The organism is Variovorax sp. GW821-FHT09D07 (assembly GCF_059416345.1).
The window spans coordinates 474,996-499,950 of sequence record NZ_JBWKOY010000002.1 but is presented as its reverse complement, the minus strand read 5'-3'; the positions used below and the strand labels follow the sequence as shown (position 1 = coordinate 499,950).

Below are 24,955 nucleotides of genomic sequence, written 5' to 3'. Positions count from 1 at the left end.
GCAGGCCGGCTGCGGCTTGAACGCAGCCGCTGTCCTGCACCGCGCCTGGAGACCTTCGAAGGCGCCTCAGTGCGCGAGCCCGCGCCCCCACGCGTGCGAGGCCTGCTCGTCGGCCGTCACGCGCACCTGGTTCGACAGGAAGGACGGCGACAGGCCGAAGTAGCGCTGGAAGGTGCGGCTCATGTGCGCCGCGTCGGTGAAGCCGCTGGCCAGCGCCACGTCGGTCAGCGGGCGGCGCGCGGTGAACTGCTGCACCGTGCGGCGCACCTTGGTCCACAGCGCATAGCGCTTGATCGACACGCCCACCTGCTGCGCGAACAGGTGCGTGAGCCGGTCGGGCGAGAGAAAGGCCAGCGCCGACAGCTCGCGCAGCGGGATCTGCCCCGCATGCGTGCGGATGGCCTGCAGCACGCGGTCGATGCGCGGGTCGATGGCGGCCTGCAGCTCGGGGCTCTCGGTGATCGACGTGACCAGCTTCGCGCTCAGCATCTGCAGGCGCCGGTCGGACAGCGCGCCGTGCTGCGCCGGTTCGAAGTCGTCGCGCGTGCGGCCGAAGCGGCGCGCGTCGATCGGCTGGATGCCGTGGCCGCCCATGTGCCGCGAGAGCATGCGGTAGGCGCTGGAGGCCGGGTCGAGGTTGAGCGACAGCAGCCCGCAGCCGTCGACGTCGAGCCGGCGCGACACGTGCGGCCCCACCAGCGCGGCGGTGCAGCGCACGCGCGTGCCGTCGACCGCCTCCAGCGTGAAGGGATGGCCGCTGACCGACGCCAGCAGCGTGGCCGACGAACGGGCCGTGAGCCCCGACTGGATCGCCGGCGTGATGTAGAGGAACCTGTCGTCCCACAGGTGCAGGGAGTTGTGCCGCGTGGTGGTCATGCCGTCTCGCTTGGGTCTTGTCTCTTGTACTTGTCTCCAGCGGCGGATTCTCACGCATCCCGGCGGCGGCCCGCGCAAGGGCCTGCGCTCAGCGGGGTTGCACGGTCTCGACCTGCAGATGCTGGCGCACGGCCTCGAGCAGCAGCGTGGCCAGCCGGCTCGCCGGCGCCTCGGCGCGGGCCTGCGCGCGATACAGCACGAGCGAGATCTGCGGCAGCGCCGGCAGCGAGAGCACCGCGCGGTCGAGCGCGCGCACATGCGCAGGCAAGCCGAACGGCGTGCGCACGGTCAGGCCCAGGCCGGCCGAGGTCGCGGCCCACAGCGCCGCCAGGCTGGCGCTGCCGAAGGCGCGGCGCCACGGCAGGCCGGCGCGGTCGAGCGCGGTGATGACGATCTCGCGCAGCGGGCACGGGGCGTCCAGCATGATGAGCGGCAGCGGCTCCTTGCTCTTCACGGTGCGAACGCCCGCGCGGTGCTCGCGCTCGGTCCACCAGGGCGCATCGACGCGCTCGGGCGCCGTGGGGCCGATCCACAGCAGCGGCATCCGCGCCACGCGCTCGGCATGCGGCGACAGCGGCTGGTCGCCCGCGTCCCAGGCCAGTGCCAGGTCGAGCTGGCCCAGCTCGAGCCGCTCGCGCAGCTCGCCGCTGCGCGCCACGCAGGCCTCGATGCGCACCTTGGGGTGGGCGCGCGCGAAGCGGCCGAGCACGGCCGGCAGCAGGGTCTCGCCGAAGTCTTCCTGCAGGCCCAGCCGCACCCAGCCCTGCAGGTCGGCGCCACGCAGGGCGGCGCTGGCCTCGTCGTTGAGCTCGAGCATGCGGTGCGCGTAGGCCAGCAGCGTCTCGCCCGCGTCGGTGAGCGCGAGGCCGCGGCCCTCCTTGCGGAACAGCACGGTGCCGGCCTGCGACTCCAGCTTCTTGAGCTGCGCGCTCACGGCCGAGGTCGAGCGGCCCAGCTTGTCGGCCGCACGCGCGTAGCTGCCGAGGGCCATGCCGGTGGAAAAGGTGCGCAGCACGTCGAGGTCGAACATCACCTGGGTCATCGCGGGTCCTTGCATGAGGCTTTTCGATCATCCTGAATTTCAGGACGATCCACTCATTATTTTCTGATTTTCAAAACCTTTGCAGCGGCAGACACTGCGCTGCAACATGACCCAATCGCCCTCCTCCACCCCGCTGTCGCCCCGCCACCGCTGGAAGGTGCTCGCCGCCGGCGTGGCCGCCAACGCGGCCTTCTCGGTCGCATTCAGCGGCATTCCCATGACCGCCGTGCTCATGCGCACCGGCTACCAGCTGGACAACGCCGCGCTCGGCCTGGTGCTCGGCCTCATGGGCCTGGGCATCGCCGTGAGCGAGCTGCCCTGGGGCCTGCTGACCGACCGCTGGGGCGACCGCCCTGTGCTGCTGGCCGGGCTGGGCAGCACGGCGATCGCGCTGATGGCGATGGCGCTGTGGGCCGCGCCGGGCGCCGGCCATGTGCCGGGCCTCGGCGTGCTGGGCGCGGGGCTGCTGCTGGTGGGCCTGCTCGGCGGCAGCGTGAACGGCGCCAGCGGGCGCGCGGTGATGACCTGGTTCGACGCCGGCGAACGCGGCCTGGCCATGAGCATCCGCCAGACCGCCGTGCCGATGGGCGGCGGCATCGGTGCGCTGGTGCTGCCCTTCGTGGCGCTGCACTTCGGCTTTGCCGCGCTGTACGGCCTGCTGGCGCTGCTGTGCGCGCTGAGCGCGGCGATGAGCTGGGCCTGGGTGCACGAGCCGCCTATCACGCCGCACCCAAAGACCACCGAGGCCGCCGCACCGAAGACCGGCCCGCTGCGCGACGTGCGCGTGTGGCGCATCGTGGCCGGCATCGGCATCCTGTGCGCGCCGCAGTTCGCGGTGCTGTCCTTCGGCACGGTGTTCCTGCACGACTTCGGCCACGTGGGCCTGGGCACGATCACCGCCGCCATGGTCTTCGTGCAGGTCGGCGCGATGGCGATGCGCGTGTGGAGCGGCCGCTGGACCGACCGCCGGCGCAACCGTCCGGCTTACCTGCGGGCCTGCAGCGCGCTCAGCGTGCTGCTGTTCGCGGGCCTGGCCGCGCTGGTGATGGCAGCGGGCACCGAGGCGCCGTCCGCGCCTCTGCGGCTGGCGCTGATCGCGCTGCTGGCCGTCAGCGGCGTGTGCGTGTCGGCCTGGCACGGCGTGGCCTACACCGAGCTGGCCACGCTGGCCGGCGCGGCGCGCGCCGGCACCGCATTGGGCATGGCGAACACCAGCGTGTTCCTCGTGTGCTTCGTCACGCCCTTCTCGATTCCACACCTGCTGGCGCTGCAGGGCTGGCCGGTCGTGTGGCTGGCGGCCAGCGCCTGTGCGCTGGTGGCGATGCCGCTGCTCGTGCCGCGCCGCGACGCCGGTCCCGGCGCCTGCACGGCCGAGCTCGCTCAGAAGGCCGCGAAGACGGCGTTGAGCCGGTCGACGTAGGCGCGCTTGGCGGCCGCGTCGATGAAGCTGCCCTCGAAGCTGTTGGCCGCGAGCTGCCAGGCCTGCTGCACGCCCAGGCCGGTCGCGGCGAAGGTCTGCGTGAAGTTCTGGTTCATGTAGCCGCCGAAGTAGGCCGGGTCGTCCGAGTTGACGGTGGCGACCAGCCCCGCGTCGAGCAGCGCGCCCAGGTTGTGCTGCGACAGGTCGGGGAACACGCACAGCTTGAGGTTCGACAGCGGGCACACGGTGAGCGGAATGCGGTCCTGCGCCAGCCGCTTCATCAGCGCCGGGTCCTTCGCGCTTTGCACGCCGTGGTCGACGCGCTCGACCTTCAGCACGTCGAGCGCGCTCCACACGTAGGCCGGCGGGCCCTCTTCGCCCGCGTGCGCGACGAGGTGGAAGCCCAGCTCGCGGCAGCGCGCGAACACGCGCGCGAACTTCTCGGGCGGGTGGCCGACCTCGCTCGAGTCGAGCCCCACGCCGATGAATTTGTCGCGGTACGGCAGCGCCTGCTCCAGCGTCTCGAAGGCCTCTTCCTCACTCAGGTGGCGCAGGAAGCACAGGATGAGCGAGGCGCTCACGCCCAGCTTGGGCAGCGCATCGACGCAGGCGCGGTGCAGGCCGTTGACCACCGTCTCCATCGACACGCCGCGCGCCGTGTGCGTCTGCGGGTCGAAGAACATCTCGGTGTGCACCACCTGGTCGGCGGCGGCGCGCTCCAGGTAGGCCCAGGCCATGTCGTAGAAGTCCTGCTCTTTCAGCAGCACGCTGGCGCCGGCGTAGTAGATGTCGAGAAAGGTCTGCAGGTTGGTGAAGGCGTAGGCCTTGCGCAGGTCTTCCACGCTGGCATACGGGATCGAGACACCGTTTCGCTGCGCGAGCGCGAAGATCAGCTCGGGCTCGAGCGAGCCTTCGATGTGCATGTGCAGCTCGGCCTTGGGCATGGCGCGCAGCAGCTCGGGCAGGCGTTCGGCGGGGATGCGCTGCGCGAAGCTGGGGTCGAAGAGGGGGCGGCTGGAATCGGTCATGGGGCGTGGGAAATCGACGTTGTGATCGCGCACAGCATAAGGGCAGACACCCTGCGCGGCATCCCCGAAAACGTATACGCTGCCAGCCCCATTTCCCCCAAACTGATCTGGGTCAAATCAGGCCATGGCGGATGCGCTAGGCTTGGACCCCGGCAGGCCCGGCATCGGGCGTGTTCCCTCCAATCCGCGCCCAGCGTGCATTCGTGCCCTGGCGCCGTCCTTGATCGACTCGCATGACCCTACAAAACGCCTTCACCCGCGAAGACCTGCTGCGCTGCAGCCGCGGCGAACTGTTCGGCCCCGGCAACGCACAGCTGCCCGCCCCGAACATGCTGATGGTGGACCGCATCACCCACATCAGCGCCGAAGGCGGTACCTACGGCAAGGGCGAACTCACGGCCGAACTCGACATCACGCCCGACCTGTGGTTTTTCGCCTGCCACTTCGAAGGCGACCCGGTGATGCCGGGCTGCCTGGGCCTGGACGCCATGTGGCAGCTGGTGGGCTTCTTCCTCGGCTGGCAGGGCCTGCCGGGCCGCGGCCGCGCCCTGGGCTCGGGCGAAGTGAAGTTCACGGGCCAGGTCCTGCCGACCGCCAAGCTCGTCACCTACAGCATCCAGATCAAGCGCGTGCTCAAGGGCAAGCTGAACCTGGCCATCGCCGACGGCTCGGTGAGCGTCGACGGCCGCCAGATCTACACCGCCGAGGGCCTGCGGGTCGGCGTGTTCACTTCCACCGACAACTTCTGAGGGTTTCGCCATGCGCCGCGTCGTCATCACCGGTCTGGGCATCGTTTCGTGCCTGGGCAACGACAAGGAGACCGTCTCCGCCAACCTGCGCGCCAGCCGCCCCGGCATCCGGTTCCAGCCGGCCTACGCCGAAATGGGCCTGCGCAGCCAGGTGGCCGGCTCCATCGACCTTCCCCTCGAAGACCTCATCGACCGCAAGCTCTATCGCTTCGTCGGCCATGCGGCGGCCTACGCCTACCTGGCCATGAAGGACGCCATTGCCGATGCCGGCCTGACCGAGGAGCAGGTGTCGAACCCGCGCACCGGCCTCATCGCCGGCTCGGGCGGCGCCTCCACGCTGAACCAGATGGAAGCGCTCGACCTGCTGCGCGAAAAGGGCGTCAAGCGCGTGGGCCCCTACCGCGTGACGCGCACCATGAGCAGCACCGTGTCGGCCTGCCTGGCCACGCCCTTCAAGATCAAGGGCCTGAACTACTCCATCGCCTCGGCCTGCGCCACCAGCGCGCACTGCATCGGCAACGCCATGGAGCAGATCCAGATGGGCAAGCAGGACATCGTGTTCGCCGGCGGCGGCGAGGAAGAACACTGGACCCAGTCGTTCCTGTTCGACGCCATGGGCGCGCTGTCCACCAAGTACAACGAGACCCCTGAAAAGGCCTCGCGCGCCTACGACGCCGAGCGCGACGGCTTCGTCATCGCCGGCGGCGGCGGCATGGTCGTGGTCGAGTCGCTCGACCATGCACTGGCGCGTGGCGCCAAGATCTACGCCGAGATCGTCGGCTACGGCGCCACCTCCGACGGCTACGACATGGTCGCGCCCAGCGGCGAAGGCGCCGTGCGCTGCATGCAGATGGCGCTGTCGACCGTCGACACGCCCATCGACTACCTGAACACCCACGGCACCTCGACGCCCGTCGGCGACGTCATGGAAATGAAGGGCGTGCGCGAAGTCTTCGGCGACAAGGCGCCGGCCATCAGCTCCACCAAGAGCCTGTCGGGCCACTCGCTGGGCGCCGCCGGCGTGCACGAGGCGATCTACTGCCTGCTGATGATGGAAGGCCACTTCATGGCCGGCTCGGCCAACATCGAGGCCCTCGACCCCGAAGTGGCCGACATGCCCATCCTCACCGCCACGCGCGAGAACGCCACGGTCGACACCGTGATGAGCAACAGCTTCGGCTTCGGCGGCACCAACGCCACGCTGGTGCTCAAGCGCTGGCAGGGCGCGTAGCCCGGCCGCCTGCCGGCCCCGTCGCGCCCGCGACGACGGGCCCGCAGGCGCTTCGCTAGACTGGGTTTTCCGTTCTTCCATCCATCCACCGCGCGAGGAGACCCATGGCGATCGACACCCTTTCCACCTGGCACCGGCTCGTCAAGACACGCGACGTGGCGGGCCTCGACGCCCTGCTGGCCGACGACGCCGTCTTCCTCTCGCCCGTGGTGCACCGGCCGCAGGTCGGCAAGGCGATCACCAAGCAGTACCTCGCCGCGGCCTTCCAGGTCTTCTTCAACGAGAGCTTCCGCTACGTGCGCGAGCTCCAGGGCCCGACCGACGCCGTGCTCGAGTTCGAACTCGAACTGGACGGCATCGCCATCAACGGCGTGGACATGATGAAGTGGAACGCCGAAGGCCGGATCACCGAGTTCAAGGTGATGCTGCGGCCGCTGAAGGCCGTGAACCTGATCCACCAGAAGATGGCGGCGCAGCTGCAGGCGGCGGCGCAGCAGTAAACGCGCTCAGGGGCAGGCCAGTTCCGTCCTGGCCACGGCGCACAGCCGGGCCTTCTCGGCCGCAGGCAACGTGAGCCCCGGCATCAACCCGTCCAGCCGCAGCACCGCCGGGTAGAGGCGCGCATCCTGCGGGTTCTTGCGGTAGGCGCGCAGCACCAGCTGCTGGCCTTCCTTGCCGCAATGCTGGCGCTGCTGACGCGCCACTTCCTTGTCGTGCGCCGACCCGTCGCCGTTGAATTCGCCGGCGAAGTGAAAGCACATTTCCGCATCGTCCACGGCCTTGCGCAGGCGCTGCTCTTCCTTCGAGAACGTCGACGGTGCGGCGAACGACATCGACACGGCCAGCAGTGCCGCGCCTGCCGCCATGACCCCTTGCAGCTTCATGGTGTGAATCCTTTTCCTGAATGAAAAAAGGGCCGTCCGCAGACGACCCTTCTCGTGGCAATCGCCGAAGCGATCGATCAATGATTACTTCTTGTCGCCGCCCGGCACCTTGCCTTCCACGCCCTTGACGTAGAAGTTCACGCCCGACAGGAACTTGTCGTCGGCGACCGCGTCCTTGGCGATCAGCTCCTTGCCGTCCTGGCCGACGATCGGGCCCTTCCAGATCGAGAAGCTGCCGTCCTTCAGGCCCTTCTTGATTTCCTCGACCTTGGCCTTGGCTTCGGCAGGCACGTCTTCGGCGATCGAGACGATGTCGATCGCGCCTTCCTTCACGCCCCACCAGGTCTGGCCGGTGGCCCACTTGCCGTCCAGCGCGTCTTGGGTGGTCTTGATGTAGTACGGCGCCCAGTTGATGATGGCCGAGCCCAGGTGGGCCTTCGGGCCGTAGGCGGTCATGTCGGAGTCCCAGCCGAAGGCGCGCTTGCCCTTTTCTTGCGCGGTCTTGAGCACGGCCGGCGAGTCGGTGTTCTGGAACAGCACGTCGGCCCCGCCGTTGATGAGGGCGGTGGCGGCTTCGGTTTCCTTGGGCGGGCTGAACCACTCGTTCACCCACACGACCTTGGTCGTGATCTTCGGGTTGACCGACTGCGCGCCCAGCGTGAAGCTGTTGATGTTGCGCAGCACTTCAGGAATCGGCACCGAGCCGACCACGCCCAGCGTGTTGCTCTTGGTCATCGAACCGGCGATCACGCCGGCCATGTACGCGCCTTCGTAGGTGCGGCTGTCGTAGGTGCGCATGTTCTCGGCGGTCTTGTAGCCGGTGGCATGCTCGAACTTCACGTCCTTGCTGTCGTTGGCGACCTTGAGCATGGGCTCCATGTAGCCGAAGGTGGTGCCGAAGATCAGCTTGTTGCCCTGGCCCACGAAGTCGCGGAACACGCGCTCGGCGTCGGCCGACTCGGGCACGCTTTCGACAAAAGTGGTCTTGATCTTGTCGCCGAATTCCTTCTCGAGCGCCTTGCGGGCGTTGTCGTGCGCGAAGGACCAGCCGCCGTCGCCCACGGGACCGACATAGGCGAATGCGATGTTCAGCGGGGCTGCTGGCGCGGGGGCCGGTGCGGCTGCAGGGGCCGGGGCCGGCGGTGCAGCGGGGGCGGCCGCCTCTTCCTTCTTGCCGCAGCCGATGAGGGCCGCCGAAGCCACTGCGGTGAGTGCCGCGAGCTTGAGCAGGGAACGCTTGTTCAGATCATTCATTGTCGAAATCCTCAGAAGAAAAGGACGGGTTGGCAAAAAAACGAGAACGCGATTATGAGCCGGGGTAGAACGGTTTCCCCATCGATGCCGGCATGTTGATGCGGATGAAGGCGGGGTTGCGCGAGATCAGCGCCAGCACCACGATCGGCGCGATGTACTGGGCCATGCTGAGGAACTGCGAGGGCACGTCGACGCCGCTGCTCTGCAGGTGGAAACCCAGCATCGAGACGCCGCCGAACAGGTAGGCGCCGAGCAGCACGCGGACCGGGCGCCAGGTGGCGAAGGTGGTCAGCGCCAGCGCGATCCAGCCGCGCCCGGCGACCATGCCCTCGACCCACAGCGGCGTGTACACGGTCGACAGGTACGCACCCGCCAGCCCGCACAGCGCGCCGCCCGCGATCACCGCCAGGAAGCGGATGCGCCGCACCGGGTAGCCCAGCGCATGCGCCGACTCGGGCGACTCGCCCACCGAGCGCAGCACGAGGCCGGCGCGGGTGCGGTACAAAAACCAGATGAGCCCGATGGTCAACAGCACGGCCACGTACACCATCGGGTGGTGCCGGAACAGCGCCGGGCCGGCCAGCGGAATGTCGGCCAGCACGGGAATGGCGAAGGGCGTGCTCTCGGGCAGCTTGGCCTGCACGAAGCTGATGCCCGCGAAGGCCGAGAAGCCGACGCCGAACAGGCTCAGCGCCAGCCCCGTCGCGTACTGGTTGGTGTTGAGCCAGATCACGAGCACGCCGAAGAAGGCCGCGAGCAAGGCACCGGCCGCCATGCCGGCCAGGAAGCCGAGCCAGGGGTTGTGCGTGATGACCACCGTCGCGAAGCCCGCGATGGCGGCGCACAGCATCATGCCCTCGGCGCCGAGGTTGACGACGCCGGCCTTCTCGTTGATCAACAGGCCCAGCGCCGCGATGGCGAGCACGGTGCCCGCGCTCAGGGTCGAGCCCAAGAGGAGTGCGTAGCTTTCCATGGTTCAGAGACCCCCTTCGGTGGCACGCGTGGTGGGTGCGATTGGCGCAACGGGCGCGGTCGGCGCCGTGATCGGCGTGCTGACCTGCAGCGAGCTCGTGGTCAGCGTCGCGGCCTTGGCGCCGGCCTTGCGGCGGATGCGGTAGGCGATGAGCGTGTCGCAGGCCAGGAGCGTGAACAGCAGCAGGCCCTGGAACACGCCGGTGAGCGACTTGGGCAGGCCCAGGCGCGACTGCGCGAGCTCGCCGCCGATGTAGAACATGCTCATCAGGATCGCCGAGAAGATCATGCCCACCGGATGCAGCCGCCCGACGAAGGCCACGATGATGGCCGCGAAGCCGTAGCCCGCGGGCACGTACGGCGTGAGCTGGCCGATGGGACCCGCCACTTCGAGCGCGCCCGCCAGGCCGGCCGCACCGCCCGAGGTGAGCAGCGCGATCCACACGGCGCGGCGTGCCGAGAAGCCGGCATAGCGCGCCGCCGCCGGCGCCAGCCCGCCGACCTGCTGCGCGAAGCCCGCGCGCGTGCGGAACAGGAACACCCACAGCGCGCCCGCGCCGACGAGCGCGATGATCAGCCCGATCGACACGCGCGAACCCTTCATGAGCCGCGGGATCTGCGTCACCGCCTCGAAGGTCTTGGTCTGCGGAAAGTTGTAGCCCTGCGGGTCTTTCCAGGGGCCGAAGACCAGGTAGCTCAGCATCAGCGTGGCCACGTAGACCAGCATCAGGCTCACGAGGATTTCGTTGGCGTTGAACTTGTCGCGCAGGAACGCGACGATGCCCGCCCACACCATGCCCCCCAGGATGCCCGCCAGCAGGATGGCCACGACGATCCAGCTGCCGGTGCTCTTGTCGGCCAGGAGCGCCACGCCGCCCGCCGCGATGGCGCCGCACACGAACTGCCCTTCGGCGCCGATGTTCCAGACGTTGGAGCGAAAGCACACGGCCAGGCCGAGCGCAATGATGAGCAGCGGCGTGGCCTTGACCATCAGCTCGCCGATGGCGTAGCCGCTCTTGATCGGCTCGTAGAAGAACACCTGCAGGCCCTTGACCGGGTCCTTGCCCAGCGCGGCGAACAGCGCCACGCCGATGAGCACGGTGATCAGCAGCGCCAGGATCGGCGAGCCATAGCTCCAGAAGCGCGACAGCTCCGGACGGGGTTCAAGCTTGAGCATGCGCGCCCTCCTTCTTGTTGTTCTGGTGGGGCTGCGCCTGCGGCCACAGGCCGCTCATCCACTCGCCGATCTGCGGCAGCGTGGCCGCCGCGCGGTCGATCGAGGGCGACAGCCGCCCCTTGGCGATCACGTGCAGCCGGTCGCAGATGTTGAACAGCTCGTCGAGCTCCTCGCTGATCACGAGCACGGCGCAGCCGGCGTCGCGCAGCGCCAGGATCTCGGCGTGGATGAGCGCGGCCGCGCCCACGTCCACGCCCCAGGTGGGTTGCGAGACGATGAAGAGTTTGGGGTTGGCGTCGATCTCGCGACCGACGATGAACTTCTGCAGGTTGCCGCCCGACAGCGAGCGCGCCGCCGCGCCCGGGCCGCCGGCCTTCACCTTGAAGCGATCGATGATGGAACGCGCCTGCTTGTCGAGCTCGGCGGTGCGGATCCAGCCGCCCTTGCCCACCGCGTTGCTGCGCGTGAGCAGCAGGTTGTGCGCCAGGCCCAGCGTGGGCACGGCGCCGCGCCCCAGCCGCTCCTCGGGCACGAAATGCAGGCCCAGCGCACGCCGCGCACGCGGGCGCAGCCGGCCGGCCGGCTGGTCGAACACGCGCACCATGGCGGGCTCGGCGCGCACGTCTTCGCCCGAGAGCGTGTACAGCAGTTCCTTCTGGCCGTTGCCCGAGACGCCGGCGATGCCGACGACCTCGCCCGCGCGCACGTCGAACGAGATGCCGTCCAGGTCGACGCCGAACTGGTCCTCGCGCGCCAGCTTCAGGCCCTGCACGCGCAGCGCCACTGCGCCGGCATGCAGCGGGCGGTGCTGCAGCGGCGGCGGCTCGCTGCCGATCATCAGGCGCGAGAGCGATTCGGTGCTCTCGTTGCGCGGGTTGCACACGCCCGTGACCTTGCCGCCGCGCAGCACGGTGCAGGCGGTGCACAGCTCCTGGATCTCGTGCAGCTTGTGGCTGATGTACAGGATGCTGCAGCCTTCCGAGGCCAACTTGTTCAGCACGCCGAACAGGCGGATCACGGCCTGCGGCGTGAGCACCGAGGTCGGCTCGTCCAGGATCAGCAGCTTGGGGTTGGTGAGCAGCGCGCGGATGATCTCCACCCGCTGCATCTCGCCCACCGACAGCGTGTGCACGGGGCGCGAGGGGTCGATGTCCAGGCCGTACTCGCTGGCCTTGGCAGTGATGCTGCGGGCCACCTCGGCCAGCGCGAGCGACTTGTCCAGGCCCAGCCAGACGTTCTCGGCCACGGTGAGCGTGTCGAACAGGCTGAAGTGCTGGAACACCATGCTGATGCCCAGCGCGCGCGCCTGCTGCGGGTTGCGCAGGTTCACCGCCTGGCCGTCGAAGGTGACGGTGCCTTCGTCGGGCTTGACCGAGCCGTAGATGATCTTCATCAGGGTCGATTTGCCCGCGCCGTTCTCTCCGAGCACGGCATGGATTTCGCCGGGCTGCACGGCCAGGGAGATGTCGCTGTTGGCCACCACCGCGGGGTACCGCTTGGTGATGTGCGCCAACTGGAGTCTGGGGGTTGTCATGCCGGGTTTCGTGGGTTTGTCTCGTTCAACATCAACAAGCGGGGACAGCTATAAGTTTAATAGCGTCCCCGCGACCATCGGCGCCCGACGGCGCGTCCTTCAGTGTCCGCCGATGTAGGCGAACTTGAACAGGAAGATCGCCGCGATCACCCACACCATCGCATGCACTTCCCGTGCCCGGCCGGTGCACAGCTTGAGCACGGCGTAGGTGATGAAGCCGAAGGCCAGGCCGTTGGCGATCGAGTAGGTGAAAGGCATGGCCAGCGCCGTGACGGCCGCCGGGATCACCTCGGTGGTGTCTTCCCAGTCGAGCTCGACCAGGTCGCGCAGCATCAGGCAGCCCACGAAGAGCAGCGCCGGTGCGGTGGCGTAGGCCGGCACCGAGCCCGCCAGCGGCGAGATCATCAGGCAGGCCAGGAACAGCACTGCCACCACCACGGCCGTGAGGCCGGTGCGACCGCCCGCTTGCACGCCGGCCGCGCTTTCCACGTAGGCCGTGGTGCTCGAGGTGCCCAGCAGCGAGCCCGCGAAGATCGCGCCGCTGTCGGCCAACAGCGCCTTGTTCATGCGTTCCATCTTGCCCGGCACCAGCAGGCCGGCGCGCTTGGCCACGCCCATCAGCGTGCCGGTGGCGTCGAACATCTCGACCAGGAAGAACACCAGCACCACGTTCAGGATGCCGCCCTTGAGCGCGCTCAGGATGTCCAGCTGCATGAAGGTGGGCGCGATGGACGGCGGTGCGTCGAACACGCCGTGGAACTTGTTGCCGCCGAAGAAGAACGACAGCACCGTCACCGTGAGGATGCCGATCAGGATGGCGCCGCGCACCTTGAGCCGGTCGAGCGCCACGATCATGAGGAAGCCGATGGTCGCCAGGATCACGGGGGCCGAGTGCAGGTCGCCCAGCGTGACGAAGGTGGCCGGCGAGGCCGCGACCACGCCCGCGCTCTTGAGTGCGATGAGCGCCAGGAACATGCCGATGCCCACGGTGATCGCCGTTCGCAAGGACTGCGGTATGCCCGCGATGAACAGCTCCCGCAACCCGGTGACCGTCACGATCAGGAACAGACAGCCCGAGATGAACACTGCGCCCAGCGCGGTCTGCCACGTGTAGCCCATGCCGAGCACGACCACGTAGGCAAAGTAGGCGTTCAGGCCCATGCCCGGCGCCATGGCGATCGGGTAGTTGGCGTACAGGCCCATGATCAGCGTGCCGATGGCCGCGATCAGGCAGGTGGCGACGAAGACCGCGCCCTTGGGCATGCCCGCGTCCCCGAGGATCGACGGGTTCACGAAGATGATGTAGGCCATCGTCAGGAAGGTGGTCAGCCCTGCGATGACTTCGGTGCGCACGGTGGTGTTGTGCTCGGTCAGCTTGAAAAAGCGTTCCAGCAGACCGGCGTTGGCCGGTGCGGTGGCCGCACGCAACGGCGCCGCCTCGGTGGCCCCGGCGGCCCGGGGAGTGGTGGCCTTGGGCACCTCTTCATACCTGTTCATTTCGCTTGTCTCCAGCTGTTGTATGTGGCGGTTCGTTCATCGTTGCCTCGGTCGCGACGCCGGCGCGACGGAGGGCTCAGGGAGGATCGGAAAGCGGCTCAGCCGGCAGGGTTCGGGCAGTGGCGGCAGGCGCGGCATCGAAGCCGGGCCGCAGCGACGCCGCCACGCCCTTGATGCATTCGCGCAGCCAGCGCGCGGAGCTCGACGAATGCGTGCGTTCGTGCCAGAGCTGGTAGTACATGAGGCGCGGCAAGGCAGCCGGGCACTCGAGGATCTTCACGGGCAGCCGTGCGGCAAAACGCTCGCAGTACTGGCGCCCGGTGGTGAGCACCAGCAGGCTCGAGGCCACCATGTCCGGGATGAGGCTGAAGTGCGCGCAGCGCGCCGTGATGTTGCGCTGCCGCCCCAGCTCGTCGAGCATCTGGTCGATGATGCCGCGCCCGCCCGGGTGCATGGGCGTGGGCGCGATGTGCTCGGCCGCCAGCCAGGTTTCCAGGTCCCACCCGCGCCGCACGGCCGGATGGTCCTGGTTGACCAGCGACACCACCTCGTCGCCGAACAGGCGCGCCATGTGCAGGTCTTCCGGCGGCTTGAGCCAGTTGCCGATCACCAGGTCGACCTGTCCGAGCGCCAGGTGCCCGTGGTAGTCCGAGTCGGGCGAGAGCGCATGGATCTCGATCTGGCACAGCGGCGCCTCGCGCTTGACCTGCGCCACCAGCATCGGCAGGAACAGCGGGTCCATGTAGTCGCTGGCCGCGATGCGGAACGTGGTGGCCGCCGACTGCGGCTCGAAACCCCGCGCATCCGAGAACAGCATCTCGGCCGCCCGCAGGATGCTGGCCGCGGGCTCGATCATGCGCAGCCCCGCGTCGGTGGGCACCATGCCCGAGCCCGAGCGCACCAGCAGCGGGTCGCCCGACAGCTCGCGCAGGCGCTTCAGCGCGGCCGAGACGGCCGGCTGGTACATGCCCAGGCGGATGGCGGCGCGCGAGACGCTGCGGTCGGTCAGCACGGTATGAAGCACCCGAATCAGATGAAGGTCGATCTTGTCGAAAAGCGCCTGGTCTCTCATGGCTGTTCACACCTTTCTTGTCTGTGCGAACAGTTATACAGCGCAGCATTTGGAGAACGGAAGGACGCTCGGACCGTGCGAGCACGGCCGGTGCTCATTCGCCAGAGGCTGCCTGCACCGCGGTCAGGGCGCGGAGGATGGATTCGCTCGTGGCCGGCGCCTTCAGCGGCGGATCGACCCGGTGCCCGCCCGCGGCCGACACGGCATCGCGGATCGCGAAGAACACCGAGAACGGCAGCAACAGCGGCGGTTCACCGACGGCCTTGCTGCGGTGGATCGAGTCTTCGAAGTTCTGGCCCTCGAACAGGCACACGTTGAACACCGGCGGGCAGTCGTTGGCCGTCGGGATCTTGTAGGTACTCGGCGCGTGCGTGGTGAGCTTGCCGCTCGCCGGGTGCCACACCAGTTCTTCGGTCGTGAGCCAGCCCATGCCCTGGATGAAGGCGCCCTCGACCTGGCCGATGTCCACGGCCGGGTTCAGCGACTTGCCCGCGTCGTGCAGGATGTCGGCGCGCAAGAGCTTCCATTCGCCGGTGAGCGTGTCGACCACCACCTCGCTCACCGCCGCGCCGTAGGCGTAGTAGTAGAACGGGCGGCCCTGCATCTTGTCCTTGTCCCAGCTCAGGCCGGGCGTGGCGTAGAAGCCGTCGGACCACAGCTGCTTGCGGTCGAGGTACGCCTCGCCCACCACGGTGCTGAAGGCCAGCGTGCGGCCGTTCACTTCGACCTGGTCGTTGGCAAAGCGCACGTCGGCGGCGTTGCCGCCATGGCGCTCGGCGGCGCAGGCAGCCAGGCGTTCGCGGATCTGGCGGGCGGCGTCCTGCGCGGCCTTGCCGTTCAGGTCGGCACCGGTCGAGGCGGCCGTGGCCGAGGTGTTGGCCACCTTGGTCGTGTCGGTCGCGGTGACGCGCACGCGCTCGAAGCTCACGCCCAGCTCGTGCGCCACCACCTGCGCCACCTTGGTGTTCAGGCCCTGGCCCATTTCGGTGCCGCCGTGGTTCACGAGGATCGAGCCGTCGGTGTACACGTGCACGAGCGCGCCGGCCTGGTTGAAGTGCTTCACGTTGAACGAGATGCCGAACTTCAGCGGCGCCAGCGCCAGCCCGCGCTTGAGCACCGGGCTCTTCGCATTGAAGGCGGCGATCTCCTCGCGGCGCAGGCGGTAGTCGCTGGTTTCTTCCAGCTCGGCCACGAGTTCGTGGACGATGTTGTCGGTCACGGTCTGGCGGTACGGCGTGACGTTGTTTTCGCCCTTGCCGTAGAAGTTGACGCGCCGCACGTCGAGCGGGTCGCGCTTCAGCTCGCGCGCCACCGAGTCCATGATGTTCTCGATGGCGATGGCGCCCTGCGGGCCGCCGAAGCCGCGGAAGGCGGTGTTGCTCTGCGTGTTGGTCCTGCCCGAGAAGCCGTGCATGCTCACGTTGGGCAGCCAGTAGGCGTTGTCGAAGTGGCACAGCGCGCGCGTCATCACCGGGCCCGACAGGTCGGCCGAGTGGCCGGCGCGCGACACCATGGTGATCTCGGCGCCGAGGATGCGGCCCTCGTCGTCGTAGCCCACGTCGTACTCGTACCAGAAGCAGTGGCGCCGGCCGGTGATCATGAAGTCGTCGTCGCGGTCCAGGCGCAGCTTCACGGGGCGCTGGAGCTGGCGCGCCGCGATGGCCGCCACGCAGGCGAACAGCGCCGACTGCGATTCCTTGCCGCCGAAGCCGCCGCCCATGCGCCGGCATTCCACGTGCACCTCGTTCGAGGACAGGTGCAGCGCGTGCGCCACCAGGTGCTGCATCTCGCTGGGGTGCTGCGTCGAGCAGTGGATGTGCAGCGTGCCGCCCTCCTTCGGGATGGCGTAGCTGATCTGGCCTTCGAGGTAGAACTGCTCCTGCCCGCCGACGTCGAGCGTGGCGGTGTGGCGGTGCGGCGCCTTCGCGATGGCGGCGCGCACGGCGGCCTCGTCGCCTCCATTGGCGGCCCCGCCGCTGCGCACGATGTGCATCGGCGGCACCACGTACTGGCCGCGCGCATGCGCGTCCTGCGGCGTGAGCACGGGCGGCTGCGCCTCGATGGTCAGCGCGTCCTTGGCCTTGGCGGCAGCGCGGCGCGCGGCATCGCGCGTCTCGGCGATCACGGCGAACACGGGCTGGCCGAGGTAGCGGATCTCGCCGCCGTCGTTCACGGGCAGCAGGATCGGGTCGTCGTGAATGATCGAGCCGCAGTCGTTGGTGCCGGGAATGTCGTCGGCGGTGAGCACCGTGACCACGCCGGGCATGGCGCGGATGGCGTCGAGCGACAGCGCCGTCACGCGGCCGTTGGCGGCCGGCGACAGGCCCAGCGCGCAGTGCAGCGTGCCGGCGAGCTCGGGAATGTCGTCGATGTAGGTGGCCTCGCCAGCCACGTGCAGGTGCGCCGACTCGTGCGGGCGGCTGATGCCCACGCGCATGCCGCGGCCGTGCGCCAGCGCTTCGGCGCCCACGTCGATGCGGGCGGCGGTGTTCTTCAGGTAGTCGGCAAAGGCCTCCGCGGGCTGCAGCAGGCGGGCGTCGATGGGTTTGTTCATGGTCAGAGTCCTTCCGCCGCAACCTTGGCAACGACATGGGGCATCACGCTCCAGACGCTGGTTTCTTCGATGGACAGCGCGTCCTGCGTGCGGGTTTCGAGCCACAGGCGCTGGATCAGGTTCTGCGCCACCTGCAGGCGGTAGTCGGCCGAGGCCCGCATGTCGGAGAGCGGCTTGAAGTCTTGCGCCAGCGCCAGCTTGGCGGTGGCCACGCTGGCCTGCGTCCAGGGCTTGCCCACGAGCGCGGCTTCGGCGTTGGCGGCGCGCTTGACGGTGGCGGCCATGCCGCCGAAGGCCAGGCGCACGGCCTTCACCGTGTCGCTGCCGGCTTCCAGTTCGATGGCGAAGCCCGCGCACAGCGCCGAGATGTCGCAGTCGAAACGCTTGCTGATCTTGTAGGCGCGCACCTGACGGCGCATGGCGGCCAGCGGCACGGCCAGGCCCTGCACGAACTCGCCGGGCTGCAGCTCGTTCTTCATGTAGTCGAGATAGAACGCGGGCAGCGGCATGCGGCGCACGACGTCGCCGCGGCGCAGTTCGATCTGTGCGTCGAGCGACATCAGCACCGGCGGCGAGTCGCCGATGGGCGAGCCGTTGGCGACGTTGCCGCCCATGGTGCCGGCGTGGCGGATCGGCGGCGAGGCAAAGCGCAGCCACACGTCGGCGAGGCTGGGCACGCGCTCGACCAGCGCGCCGAAGGCGGCTTCGAGCGAGGCGCCGGCGCCGATGTAGAGCTCGTCGGCGCGCTCTTCGACCGTCTTCATCTCGGCCACGTCGCCGACATAGATGATGTCGCCGAGGTCGCGGAACTGCTTGTTGACCCACAGGCCGACGTCGGTCGAGCCGGCCAGCAGTTGGGCGCGCGGCTTCTGCACGCGCAGCGCGGCGAGCTGGGCGATGGTTTTAGGGGCGTGGAAATGGTCGATGCGGGCGCCCAGCGGGGCCGCGTAGTCCAGGCCGTCGTTCTTCAGCGCGGTGAGCGCGGCCACCACGGGCGCGGTGTCCAGGCGCACGGCCGGCAGGTCGAACATGCGCTGGCCGGCGTCGAGGATCGGGCGGTAGCCGGTGCAGCGGCACAGGTTGCCCGACAGGTCGTCGGCCAGCTGCTGGCGCGTGGGCTGCGTGCCCTCGGCCTGGTGGTGTTCGTAGGTGGCCCACAGCGACATCACGAAGCCCGGCGTGCAGAAGCCGCACTGCGAGCCGTGGCAGTCGACCATGGCCTGCTGCACGGGGTGCAGCGGATGGACGGCGTGCTTGGCCGGGGCGTCGGCCTTGGGCTTGCACTGCGACGCGCACTGTCCCTTGAGGTCTTCGACCGTGAACAGCGCCTTGCCGTGCAGCGTGGGCAAAAACTGGATGCAGGCGTTGACGGTCTGCAGCTGCAGGCCGTCGACCGCGCCGGGCGCGTGGGCGTCGGTGGCCAGCTCGCCGATGACGACGGTGCAGGCGCCGCAGTCGCCTTCGTTGCAGCCTTCCTTGGTGCCGGTGCAGCGCGCGTCTTCGCGCAGCCAGTCGAGCACCGAGCGGGTCGGATGGACCCCGCTGACGTCGACGATCTTTCCGCGATGGAAGAAGCGGATCGGTTGAATCGGTGTACTGCTGCTCTCGGTGCTCATGCTTTTTCAGGCTCGTGGGCGGCCCGTCGTGGGCCAGTCATGGACGTTAGCGGCTTGCGTGGGGTCTTGCATACGGGCACGCCCATAACGCGTATGTGAGGGTCGGTATGCCACGTCCGGGGAAACCCTTGGATTGACGCTGCAATTCCCGGGCCATGCCGGAAACCGGGGGTTTTCAGCCGTGCGCGATCGCGGTCCAGGCGGTGGCCAGCAGCGTCACGCCGGCCGCAAAAAGCAGGCCGGCGACCAGCCATTGCAAGGTGCGCGGCTGCAGCTTGTTCGGCAGACGGTGGTGCAGCCGCGTCGCGGCGTAGACCACGGGCATGGCGCAACCGGCCAGCAGCGCCGAGTGCCACGAGAAGTGGCCGGTGGGCACCACGATGACGAGCCGCACGAGCGAGTTGAAGGCGAACATCAGCAGCAGCGCGCGGCGCACGAGTTCGCGGTCCAGCGGCTGGCGGTACATGTGGAAGACGATGGGCGGGCCGGAGGCGGAAAACAGCCCGCCCAGCACGCCCGAGAGCCCGCCGATGAGGGCGAAGCTGGTGCGGCCCGACACGGCCGACAGCGGCTTGCCCTGCAGCAACAGCAGCACGGCGCAGATCAGGATCGACACGCCCAGCAAGCCCCGCAGCCACGACACGGCGCTGCCGCTGAGCCACACGAGCAGCATGAGCCCGACGATGACGCCGACGGTGCTGCCGTTGAGCGCGGGCTTCATGAGCTGCCAGGGCACGGGGCCGGGGCGCGCTCGGAAGTAGGTCCAGGCGTTGATGAGGCTCAGCACGGTCGCGGCATTGGCCGCGTCGTTCACGCTGGCGATGTCGAACACCGACACGAGGCCCAGCAGGATGAGGCTGAACGCAAAGCCCGTGAGGTTCTGCGCGTAGGTGGCCAGGCCCACGCAGGCCATGAAGATCAGGACCGGGACGGCCCCGGAAAGAATCGCTTGCACCGGCGGTGTCGTCAGCGCGCGCCGAAGCCTGCGGGACGGTGGAGGGAGACGGGGGAAAGGGGATGCGGGACGGACATTCGGACGGGGATCGGGGGACGGGGGCGCGAGGCGGGGAACGCTTGAGAATAACGCGACCTGCGCATGAGCGTTCGGGGCGCGCGCCCAGGCCACCGGGTACTTCCCTCCGCGAATGTCCCCCGGCCTGCGGCCTCCTCCTTGATTTCGCTGCGGGAAGCACCCAGTGCCCTGGTCACGAGGGGCGCTGCGGGTGTTCGCAGGTCAGCCGCGCTCCGAGAACAACGCCACGATCACCTGCCGCAACCAGCGGTTGCCCGGGTCGGCCTCGAAGCGCTTGCTCCAGTGCAGCGACACGGTGAAGTCGCGCAGCGGAAACGGCGGCTCGACGATGGCATAGCCGCCCTCGGCCGCGAAGCCGCGCGCGATGTTGCGCGGCATCACCACCGCCAGGTCGGTGGCGCGCACGATGGCCGGCAGCACCATGAAGTGCTCGGTCGTCAGGCGCAGGCGGTCCTCGAGGTTCAGCAGCTGCAGGATGCGCAGCGTGTCGGCGTGGGTGCGCACGGCCACGTAGTCGAGTTCGTGCAGCGCGGCGAGCAGCGCCTGGCCGCTGCGCCGGCGCTTCACGAAGGGGTGGTCGTGGCGCAGCAGCACGATGTAGCGGTCTTTCAGCAACTGGGTGCGCTGGGTGTCCTCCACGTGCGGCAGGAAGCCGAAGGCGAAGTCGACCCTGCCGCTGTCCAGCGCGGTGGCGATGTCCCCCGGCGCGAGCGGCATGGTCTCCACGCGCACGCCCGGCGCCAGCTCGCGCAGCCGCGCCATCAGCGCGGGCAGGAAGCGGCCCTCGCCGATGTCGCTCATGTGGATGCGAAAAAGCTTGCGCGACGCGGCCGGGTCGAAGCGCTCGGGCTCGGCCAGCGCCTGCTGCAGCATCGCCAGCGCCGACTGCACGGGCACCGCCAGCCGCTCGGCGCGCGGCGTGGGCGCGACGCCGCCGAGGCTGCGCGTGAACAGCGCGTCGCCCAGCAGCAGGCGCAGCCGCGTGAGGCCGTGGCTGGCCGCCGGCTGCGTGAGGCCCAGGGCCTCGGCGGCGCGGCTCACGTTGCGGGTGCGGTAGACGGCGTCGAACAACCGGAGCAGGTTGAGGTCGACCGAATCAATATGCACCCCATTCATATTCGATAGCTGGCTCATTGCATTGAAGTATGACGCAGGCCCGCCCACACTCCCGCGTTCTCCCCACGACAAGAAGCACGAGACACGATGGAAGTTTCATTCAGCAAGGAAGTGGAAATGCTGCGCCTGGGCGCGGGCGACACCTTCCACGGCGAGGGCATCCTCGCGATCACCAAGGGCCTGCTGCAGTCAGGCGTGGCCTACGTCGGCGGCTACCAGGGCGCGCCGGTGTCGCACCTGCTCGACGTGATGGTGCAAGGCAAGGCCTACATGGACGAACTGGGCGTGCACGTCGAGGCCTGCTCCAACGAGGCCTCGGCGGCGGCGATGCTCGGCGCCTCCATCCACTACCCGCTGCGCGGCGCCGTGACCTGGAAGTCGATCGTCGGCACCAACGTGGCGGCCGATGCGCTGTCCAACCTGTCGTCGCCCGGCGTGACCGGCGGCGTGCTGATCGTGGTCGGCGAAGACTACGGCGAAGGCGCCAGCGTGATCCAGGAGCGCACGCACGCCTACGCGCTCAAGTCGAGCATGTGCCTGCTCGATCCGCGGCCCGACCTGGGCGTGATGGTGCGCATGGTCGAGCAGGGCTTCCAGCTGTCGGAGGCCTCGAACATGCCCTGCCTGATGGAGTTGCGCATCCGCACCTGCCACGTGCGCGGCAGCTTCGACTGCAAGGACAACATCGCGCCCGCCGTGTCCACGCGCGCGCTGATGGACGAGCCCGCGGGCTTCGACTACATGCGCCTGGCGCACCCGCCCGTCACCTTCCGCCACGAGAAGCTCAAGGGCGACGAGCGCATGCCCGCCGCGCGCCGCCACATCGTGGCGAACGGCCTCAACGAGCTGATGCCCGGCCGGCGCCACCCCGACCTGGGCATCGTGGTGCAGGGCGGCCTGTACAACGCGCTGATCCGCAGCCTGCAACAGCAGGGCCTGGCCGATGCCTTCGGCGACACCGACATCCCGATCCTGGTGCTCAACGTGACTTACCCGTTGGTGCCCGAGCAGGTGGCCGACTTCTGCGTGGGCAAGCGTGCGGTGCTGGTGGTGGAAGAAGGCCAGCCCGAGTACATCGAGCAGGACATCGCCACCTTGCTGCGCCGGCGCGACATCCAGACGCCGCTGCACGGCAAGGACCTGCTGCCGCAGGCCGGCGAGTACGGCGTGGAGGTGCTGTCGGGCGGCCTCGCAGCCTTTGCCGAGCGCTACCTCGGCGCGAGCGAGGCGGCAGCCTCGGCGCAGGCCTGGCTGGCCGGCAACCGCGAACGCCGCGAGGCGGTGGCACGCCGGCTCGACGCACCGCTGCCTAACCGCCCGCCGAGTTTTTGCGTCGGCTGCCCCGAGCGGCCGGTGTTCTCGGCCCTCAAGCTCGCGCAGCAGGAGACGGGGCCGGTGCACATCGCGGCCGACATCGGCTGCCATGCCTTCGGCACCTTCGAGCCCTTCTCGATGGGCCACTCGATCCTCGGCTACGGCATGAGCCTGGCCAGCCGCGCGGGCGTGGCGCCGATGATGAACCGACGCACGCTGTCGATCATGGGCGACGGCGGCTTCTGGCACAACGGCCTGCTCACGGGCGTGCAGAGCGCGCTGTTCAACGACGACGACGCGGTGCTGCTGATCTTCAAGAACGGCTACACCTCGGCCACCGGCACACAGGACATCATCTCCACGCCCGACGACGAGATCAAGGAACGCGCCGTCGACAAGCAGCAGAGCCTGGTCGACAAGAACCAGACCATCGAGGCCACGCTGAAGGGCCTGGGCGTGCAGTGGATGCGCACCGTCACCACCTACGACGTGGAGCGCATGCGCAAGACGCTCACCGAGGCGCTCACCAGCGACTTCAACGGCCTGAAGGTGGTGATCGCCGAGGGCGAGTGCCAGCTCGAGCGGCAGCGCCGCATCAAGCCGTGGATCGCCGGCCTCCTCAAGAAGGGCCAGCGCGTGGTGCGCGTGAAGTACGGCGTCGACGAGGACGTGTGCAACGGCGACCACGCCTGCATCCGCCTGTCGGGCTGCCCCACCCTCACGCTCAAGGACAACCCCGATCCGCTGAAGGTCGACCCCGTGGCCGTCGTCATCGACGGCTGCGTGGGCTGCGGCCTGTGCGGCGCCAACGCGCACGCGGCCACGCTGTGCCCGAGCTTCTACCGCGCCGAGGTGGTGCAGAACCCGAAATGGCACGAACGCCTGCTGCACGGCCTGCGCAGCGCGATCGTCGGCGCCCTGCGCCCGGCATGAGAAGAAAGAACAACGACATGGAACAGAACCGTCCCACCACCCTGCTCGTGTGCGCCCTCGGCGGCGAAGGCGGCGGCGTGCTCACCGAATGGCTGGTCGACGCCGCGCGGCACGCGGGCTACGCGGCGCAGAGCACGTCGATCCCCGGCGTGGCGCAGCGCACCGGCGCCACCACCTACTACCTCGAAGTGTTCCCGGTGCCGATGGCGCAGCTGGGCGGCCGGCGCCCGGTGTTCAGCCTGGGCCCGGTGCCGGGCGCGCTCGACGCGATCGTCTCGTCGGAGCTGCTGGAGACCACGCGCCAGATCGGCAACGGCATGAGCGCGCCGCTGCGCACGCTGGTCATCAGCTCGTCGGCGCGCGTGCTCACCACGGCCGAGCGCATGGTGCCCGGCGACGGCCGCGCCGACGCGCAGCGCCTGCTCGACGTGGTCAAGGCCTTCAGCCGCGAGCACCACGTGCTCGACATGGGCGCCATGGCGCGCGAGGCCGGCACGGTGGTCAGCGCCGTGATGCTGGGCGCGATCGCGGGCAGCGGCCTCTTCCCGTTCCCGCGCGAATCCTACGAGCGCGCGGTGCGCGGCGGCGACGAAGCCGCGCCCGACAAGCTCGGCAAGATGGCCGCCGCCAGCCTGCGCGGCTTTGCCGCCGCCTTCGAGGCCGTGCGCGCGCCCCGCGCCCAGGCCGCCTTCGTGCAGGGCGTGCTGGCTGGCGACGACACGCGCGACGCGCCCCCGCCGCCGCAGGCCCTGCCTGACGACGTGGCGCGCCGCTTTCCGCCGGCCGTGCACGACATGCTCACGCTCGGTCATGCGCGGGTGCGCGACTACCAGGACAGCGCCTACGCCGCGCTGTACGCCGAGCGCCTCGCGCGGGTGCTCGAGGCCGAGCGCGCCGCCGATCCGTCGGGCGCGCAGGGCTTCGCGGTCACGCGCGAAATGGCGCGCTGGCTGGCGCTGTGGATGGCCTTCGACGACATCGTGCGCGTGGCCGCGCTGAAGGGCCGCGCCAGCCGCGCGCAGCGCGTGCGCCAGGAAGTGCGCGCCGGCGACGACGACCTCGTGAAGGTCTTCGACCACTTCAAGCCCGGCGCGCCCGAGTTCGCCGCGCTGCTGCCGCCGTCGCTCGCGCGCCGCGTGACCGCCTGGGACCGCGCCCGCCAGTCGCGCGGACTCTCGCCCTGGGCCTTGCCGCTGCAGGTGGGCAGCCATTCGGTGCTGGGCATGGCCTCGCTGCGCGTGCTGGCCTCGCTCACCTGGCTGCGCCGGCGCGGCAGCCGCTTTGCCGAAGAGCAGGCGCTGATCGAGCGCTGGCTGGCCGCCGTCGAGACCGGCACGCGCGCGCACTGGGCGCTGGGCCGCGAGCTGGCGCTGTGCGGTCGGCTCATCAAGGGCTACGGCAGCACCAACGAGCGCGGCAAGCACAACCTGCTGCACGTGATCGACGAGCTCGCGGGCCGCGCCACGCTGCAACCCGCCGCGCGCGCCGAAGCCATCGCCGCGGCCCGCGAGGCCGCGCTCGCCGACGAAGGCGGCAAGGCGCTGGACGCCGCGCTCACGCGCCACGGCGCCGCGCCGCGCCCGGTGCAGGCGCAACCCATCCGCTGGATGAAGCGGCCCAAGACAACGACCACGATCTGAGGAGACAAAGAAC

20 protein-coding genes are annotated in these 24,955 nt (G+C 69.4%); 6 read left to right on the top strand and 14 right to left on the bottom strand.

What is annotated here, in order from left to right; translation table 11 throughout:
- Positions 1-66: 66 nt before the first annotated feature.
- Positions 67-876: a helix-turn-helix domain-containing protein gene (locus tag AC07OX_RS08595; RefSeq protein ID WP_495260634.1), complete on the bottom strand. Its 810-nt coding sequence runs from the start codon at positions 874-876 to the stop codon at positions 67-69.
- 88 nt (positions 877-964) lie between these two features.
- The gene (locus tag AC07OX_RS08590; protein ID WP_495260635.1) at positions 965-1,918 is read right to left on the bottom strand and encodes a LysR substrate-binding domain-containing protein; all 954 of its coding nucleotides are present in this window, start codon (positions 1,916-1,918) and stop codon (positions 965-967) included.
- Between the two features lie 106 nt (positions 1,919-2,024).
- Between AC07OX_RS08590 and AC07OX_RS08585 the strand changes: the two genes are divergently transcribed.
- On the top strand, positions 2,025-3,338 hold the full coding sequence (locus AC07OX_RS08585) for an MFS transporter (protein WP_495260636.1): 1,314 nt from the start codon (positions 2,025-2,027) through the stop codon (positions 3,336-3,338).
- Here AC07OX_RS08585 and AC07OX_RS08580 read toward each other — a convergent pair.
- On the bottom strand, positions 3,299-4,366 hold the full coding sequence (locus AC07OX_RS08580; RefSeq protein ID WP_495260637.1) for an adenosine deaminase: 1,068 nt from the start codon (positions 4,364-4,366) through the stop codon (positions 3,299-3,301). The two genes, AC07OX_RS08585 and AC07OX_RS08580, sit on opposite strands and share 40 nt — an antisense overlap.
- 233 nt (positions 4,367-4,599) lie before the next feature.
- On the opposite strand from AC07OX_RS08580, the gene fabA reads away from it, so the two are divergent.
- From fabA to AC07OX_RS08565, 3 genes are all read left to right on the top strand, one after another.
- On the top strand, positions 4,600-5,115 hold the full coding sequence (gene fabA / locus AC07OX_RS08575; RefSeq protein ID WP_056574156.1) for a 3-hydroxyacyl-[acyl-carrier-protein] dehydratase FabA: 516 nt from the start codon (positions 4,600-4,602) through the stop codon (positions 5,113-5,115).
- Positions 5,116-5,125: 10 nt separating this feature from the next.
- The gene (gene fabB, locus AC07OX_RS08570; protein ID WP_495260638.1) at positions 5,126-6,346 is read left to right on the top strand and encodes a beta-ketoacyl-ACP synthase I; all 1,221 of its coding nucleotides are present in this window, start codon (positions 5,126-5,128) and stop codon (positions 6,344-6,346) included.
- A 104-nt stretch (positions 6,347-6,450) separates the two neighbouring features.
- Positions 6,451-6,846 carry a nuclear transport factor 2 family protein gene (locus tag AC07OX_RS08565; RefSeq protein ID WP_492729063.1) on the top strand — a complete coding sequence of 132 codons (396 nt, stop codon included), beginning with the start codon at positions 6,451-6,453 and terminating at the stop codon, positions 6,844-6,846.
- Positions 6,847-6,852: 6 nt separating this feature from the next.
- On the opposite strand, the gene AC07OX_RS08560 is transcribed toward AC07OX_RS08565, so the two are convergent.
- From AC07OX_RS08560 to AC07OX_RS08510, 11 genes are all read right to left on the bottom strand, one after another.
- A complete protein-coding gene (locus AC07OX_RS08560) occupies positions 6,853-7,230 on the bottom strand; it encodes a hypothetical protein (protein WP_495260639.1) in 378 nt (125 codons plus the stop codon).
- Between the two features lie 84 nt (positions 7,231-7,314).
- Entirely contained in the window at positions 7,315-8,484 is a 1,170-nt protein-coding gene (locus AC07OX_RS08555; protein ID WP_495260640.1) for a BMP family ABC transporter substrate-binding protein, read from the bottom strand.
- A gap of 52 nt (positions 8,485-8,536) precedes the next feature.
- Positions 8,537-9,457 carry an ABC transporter permease gene (locus AC07OX_RS08550; RefSeq protein ID WP_062477512.1) on the bottom strand — a complete coding sequence of 307 codons (921 nt, stop codon included), beginning with the start codon at positions 9,455-9,457 and terminating at the stop codon, positions 8,537-8,539.
- A 3-nt stretch (positions 9,458-9,460) separates the two neighbouring features.
- Entirely contained in the window at positions 9,461-10,633 is a 1,173-nt protein-coding gene (locus AC07OX_RS08545; RefSeq protein ID WP_095744202.1) for an ABC transporter permease, read from the bottom strand.
- Positions 10,620-12,167 (bottom strand): ABC transporter ATP-binding protein, encoded by a 1,548-nt coding sequence (locus AC07OX_RS08540; RefSeq protein WP_095744201.1) that lies wholly within the window; start codon positions 12,165-12,167, stop codon positions 10,620-10,622. The genes AC07OX_RS08545 and AC07OX_RS08540 overlap by 14 nt, the downstream gene beginning before the upstream one ends.
- 99 nt (positions 12,168-12,266) lie before the next feature.
- Positions 12,267-13,664 carry an NCS2 family permease gene (locus tag AC07OX_RS08535; protein ID WP_062477503.1) on the bottom strand — a complete coding sequence of 466 codons (1,398 nt, stop codon included), beginning with the start codon at positions 13,662-13,664 and terminating at the stop codon, positions 12,267-12,269.
- A gap of 76 nt (positions 13,665-13,740) precedes the next feature.
- Positions 13,741-14,736, bottom strand: a complete 996-nt coding sequence (locus AC07OX_RS08530; RefSeq protein WP_062477499.1) for a LysR family transcriptional regulator — start codon at positions 14,734-14,736, stop codon at positions 13,741-13,743.
- 94 nt (positions 14,737-14,830) lie between these two features.
- Positions 14,831-17,290 carry a xanthine dehydrogenase molybdopterin binding subunit gene (gene xdhB, locus AC07OX_RS08525; protein WP_495260641.1) on the bottom strand — a complete coding sequence of 820 codons (2,460 nt, stop codon included), beginning with the start codon at positions 17,288-17,290 and terminating at the stop codon, positions 14,831-14,833.
- A 2-nt stretch (positions 17,291-17,292) separates the two neighbouring features.
- Positions 17,293-18,906 (bottom strand): xanthine dehydrogenase small subunit, encoded by a 1,614-nt coding sequence (gene xdhA, locus AC07OX_RS08520; RefSeq protein ID WP_495260642.1) that lies wholly within the window; start codon positions 18,904-18,906, stop codon positions 17,293-17,295.
- A gap of 175 nt (positions 18,907-19,081) precedes the next feature.
- Positions 19,082-19,861, bottom strand: a complete 780-nt coding sequence (locus AC07OX_RS08515) for a TSUP family transporter (RefSeq protein ID WP_495260643.1) — start codon at positions 19,859-19,861, stop codon at positions 19,082-19,084.
- Positions 19,862-20,140: 279 nt separating this feature from the next.
- Positions 20,141-21,055, bottom strand: a complete 915-nt coding sequence (locus AC07OX_RS08510; RefSeq protein ID WP_447742044.1) for a LysR family transcriptional regulator — start codon at positions 21,053-21,055, stop codon at positions 20,141-20,143.
- 87 nt (positions 21,056-21,142) lie between these two features.
- Between AC07OX_RS08510 and AC07OX_RS08505 the strand changes: the two genes are divergently transcribed.
- Complete coding sequence (locus AC07OX_RS08505; protein ID WP_489061935.1) at positions 21,143-23,302, top strand: thiamine pyrophosphate-dependent enzyme; 2,160 nt, start codon at positions 21,143-21,145, stop codon at positions 23,300-23,302.
- 17 nt (positions 23,303-23,319) lie between these two features.
- Positions 23,320-24,942: an indolepyruvate oxidoreductase subunit beta family protein gene (locus AC07OX_RS08500; RefSeq protein WP_495260644.1), complete on the top strand. Its 1,623-nt coding sequence runs from the start codon at positions 23,320-23,322 to the stop codon at positions 24,940-24,942.
- The last annotated feature ends 13 nt before the right edge of the window (positions 24,943-24,955 follow it).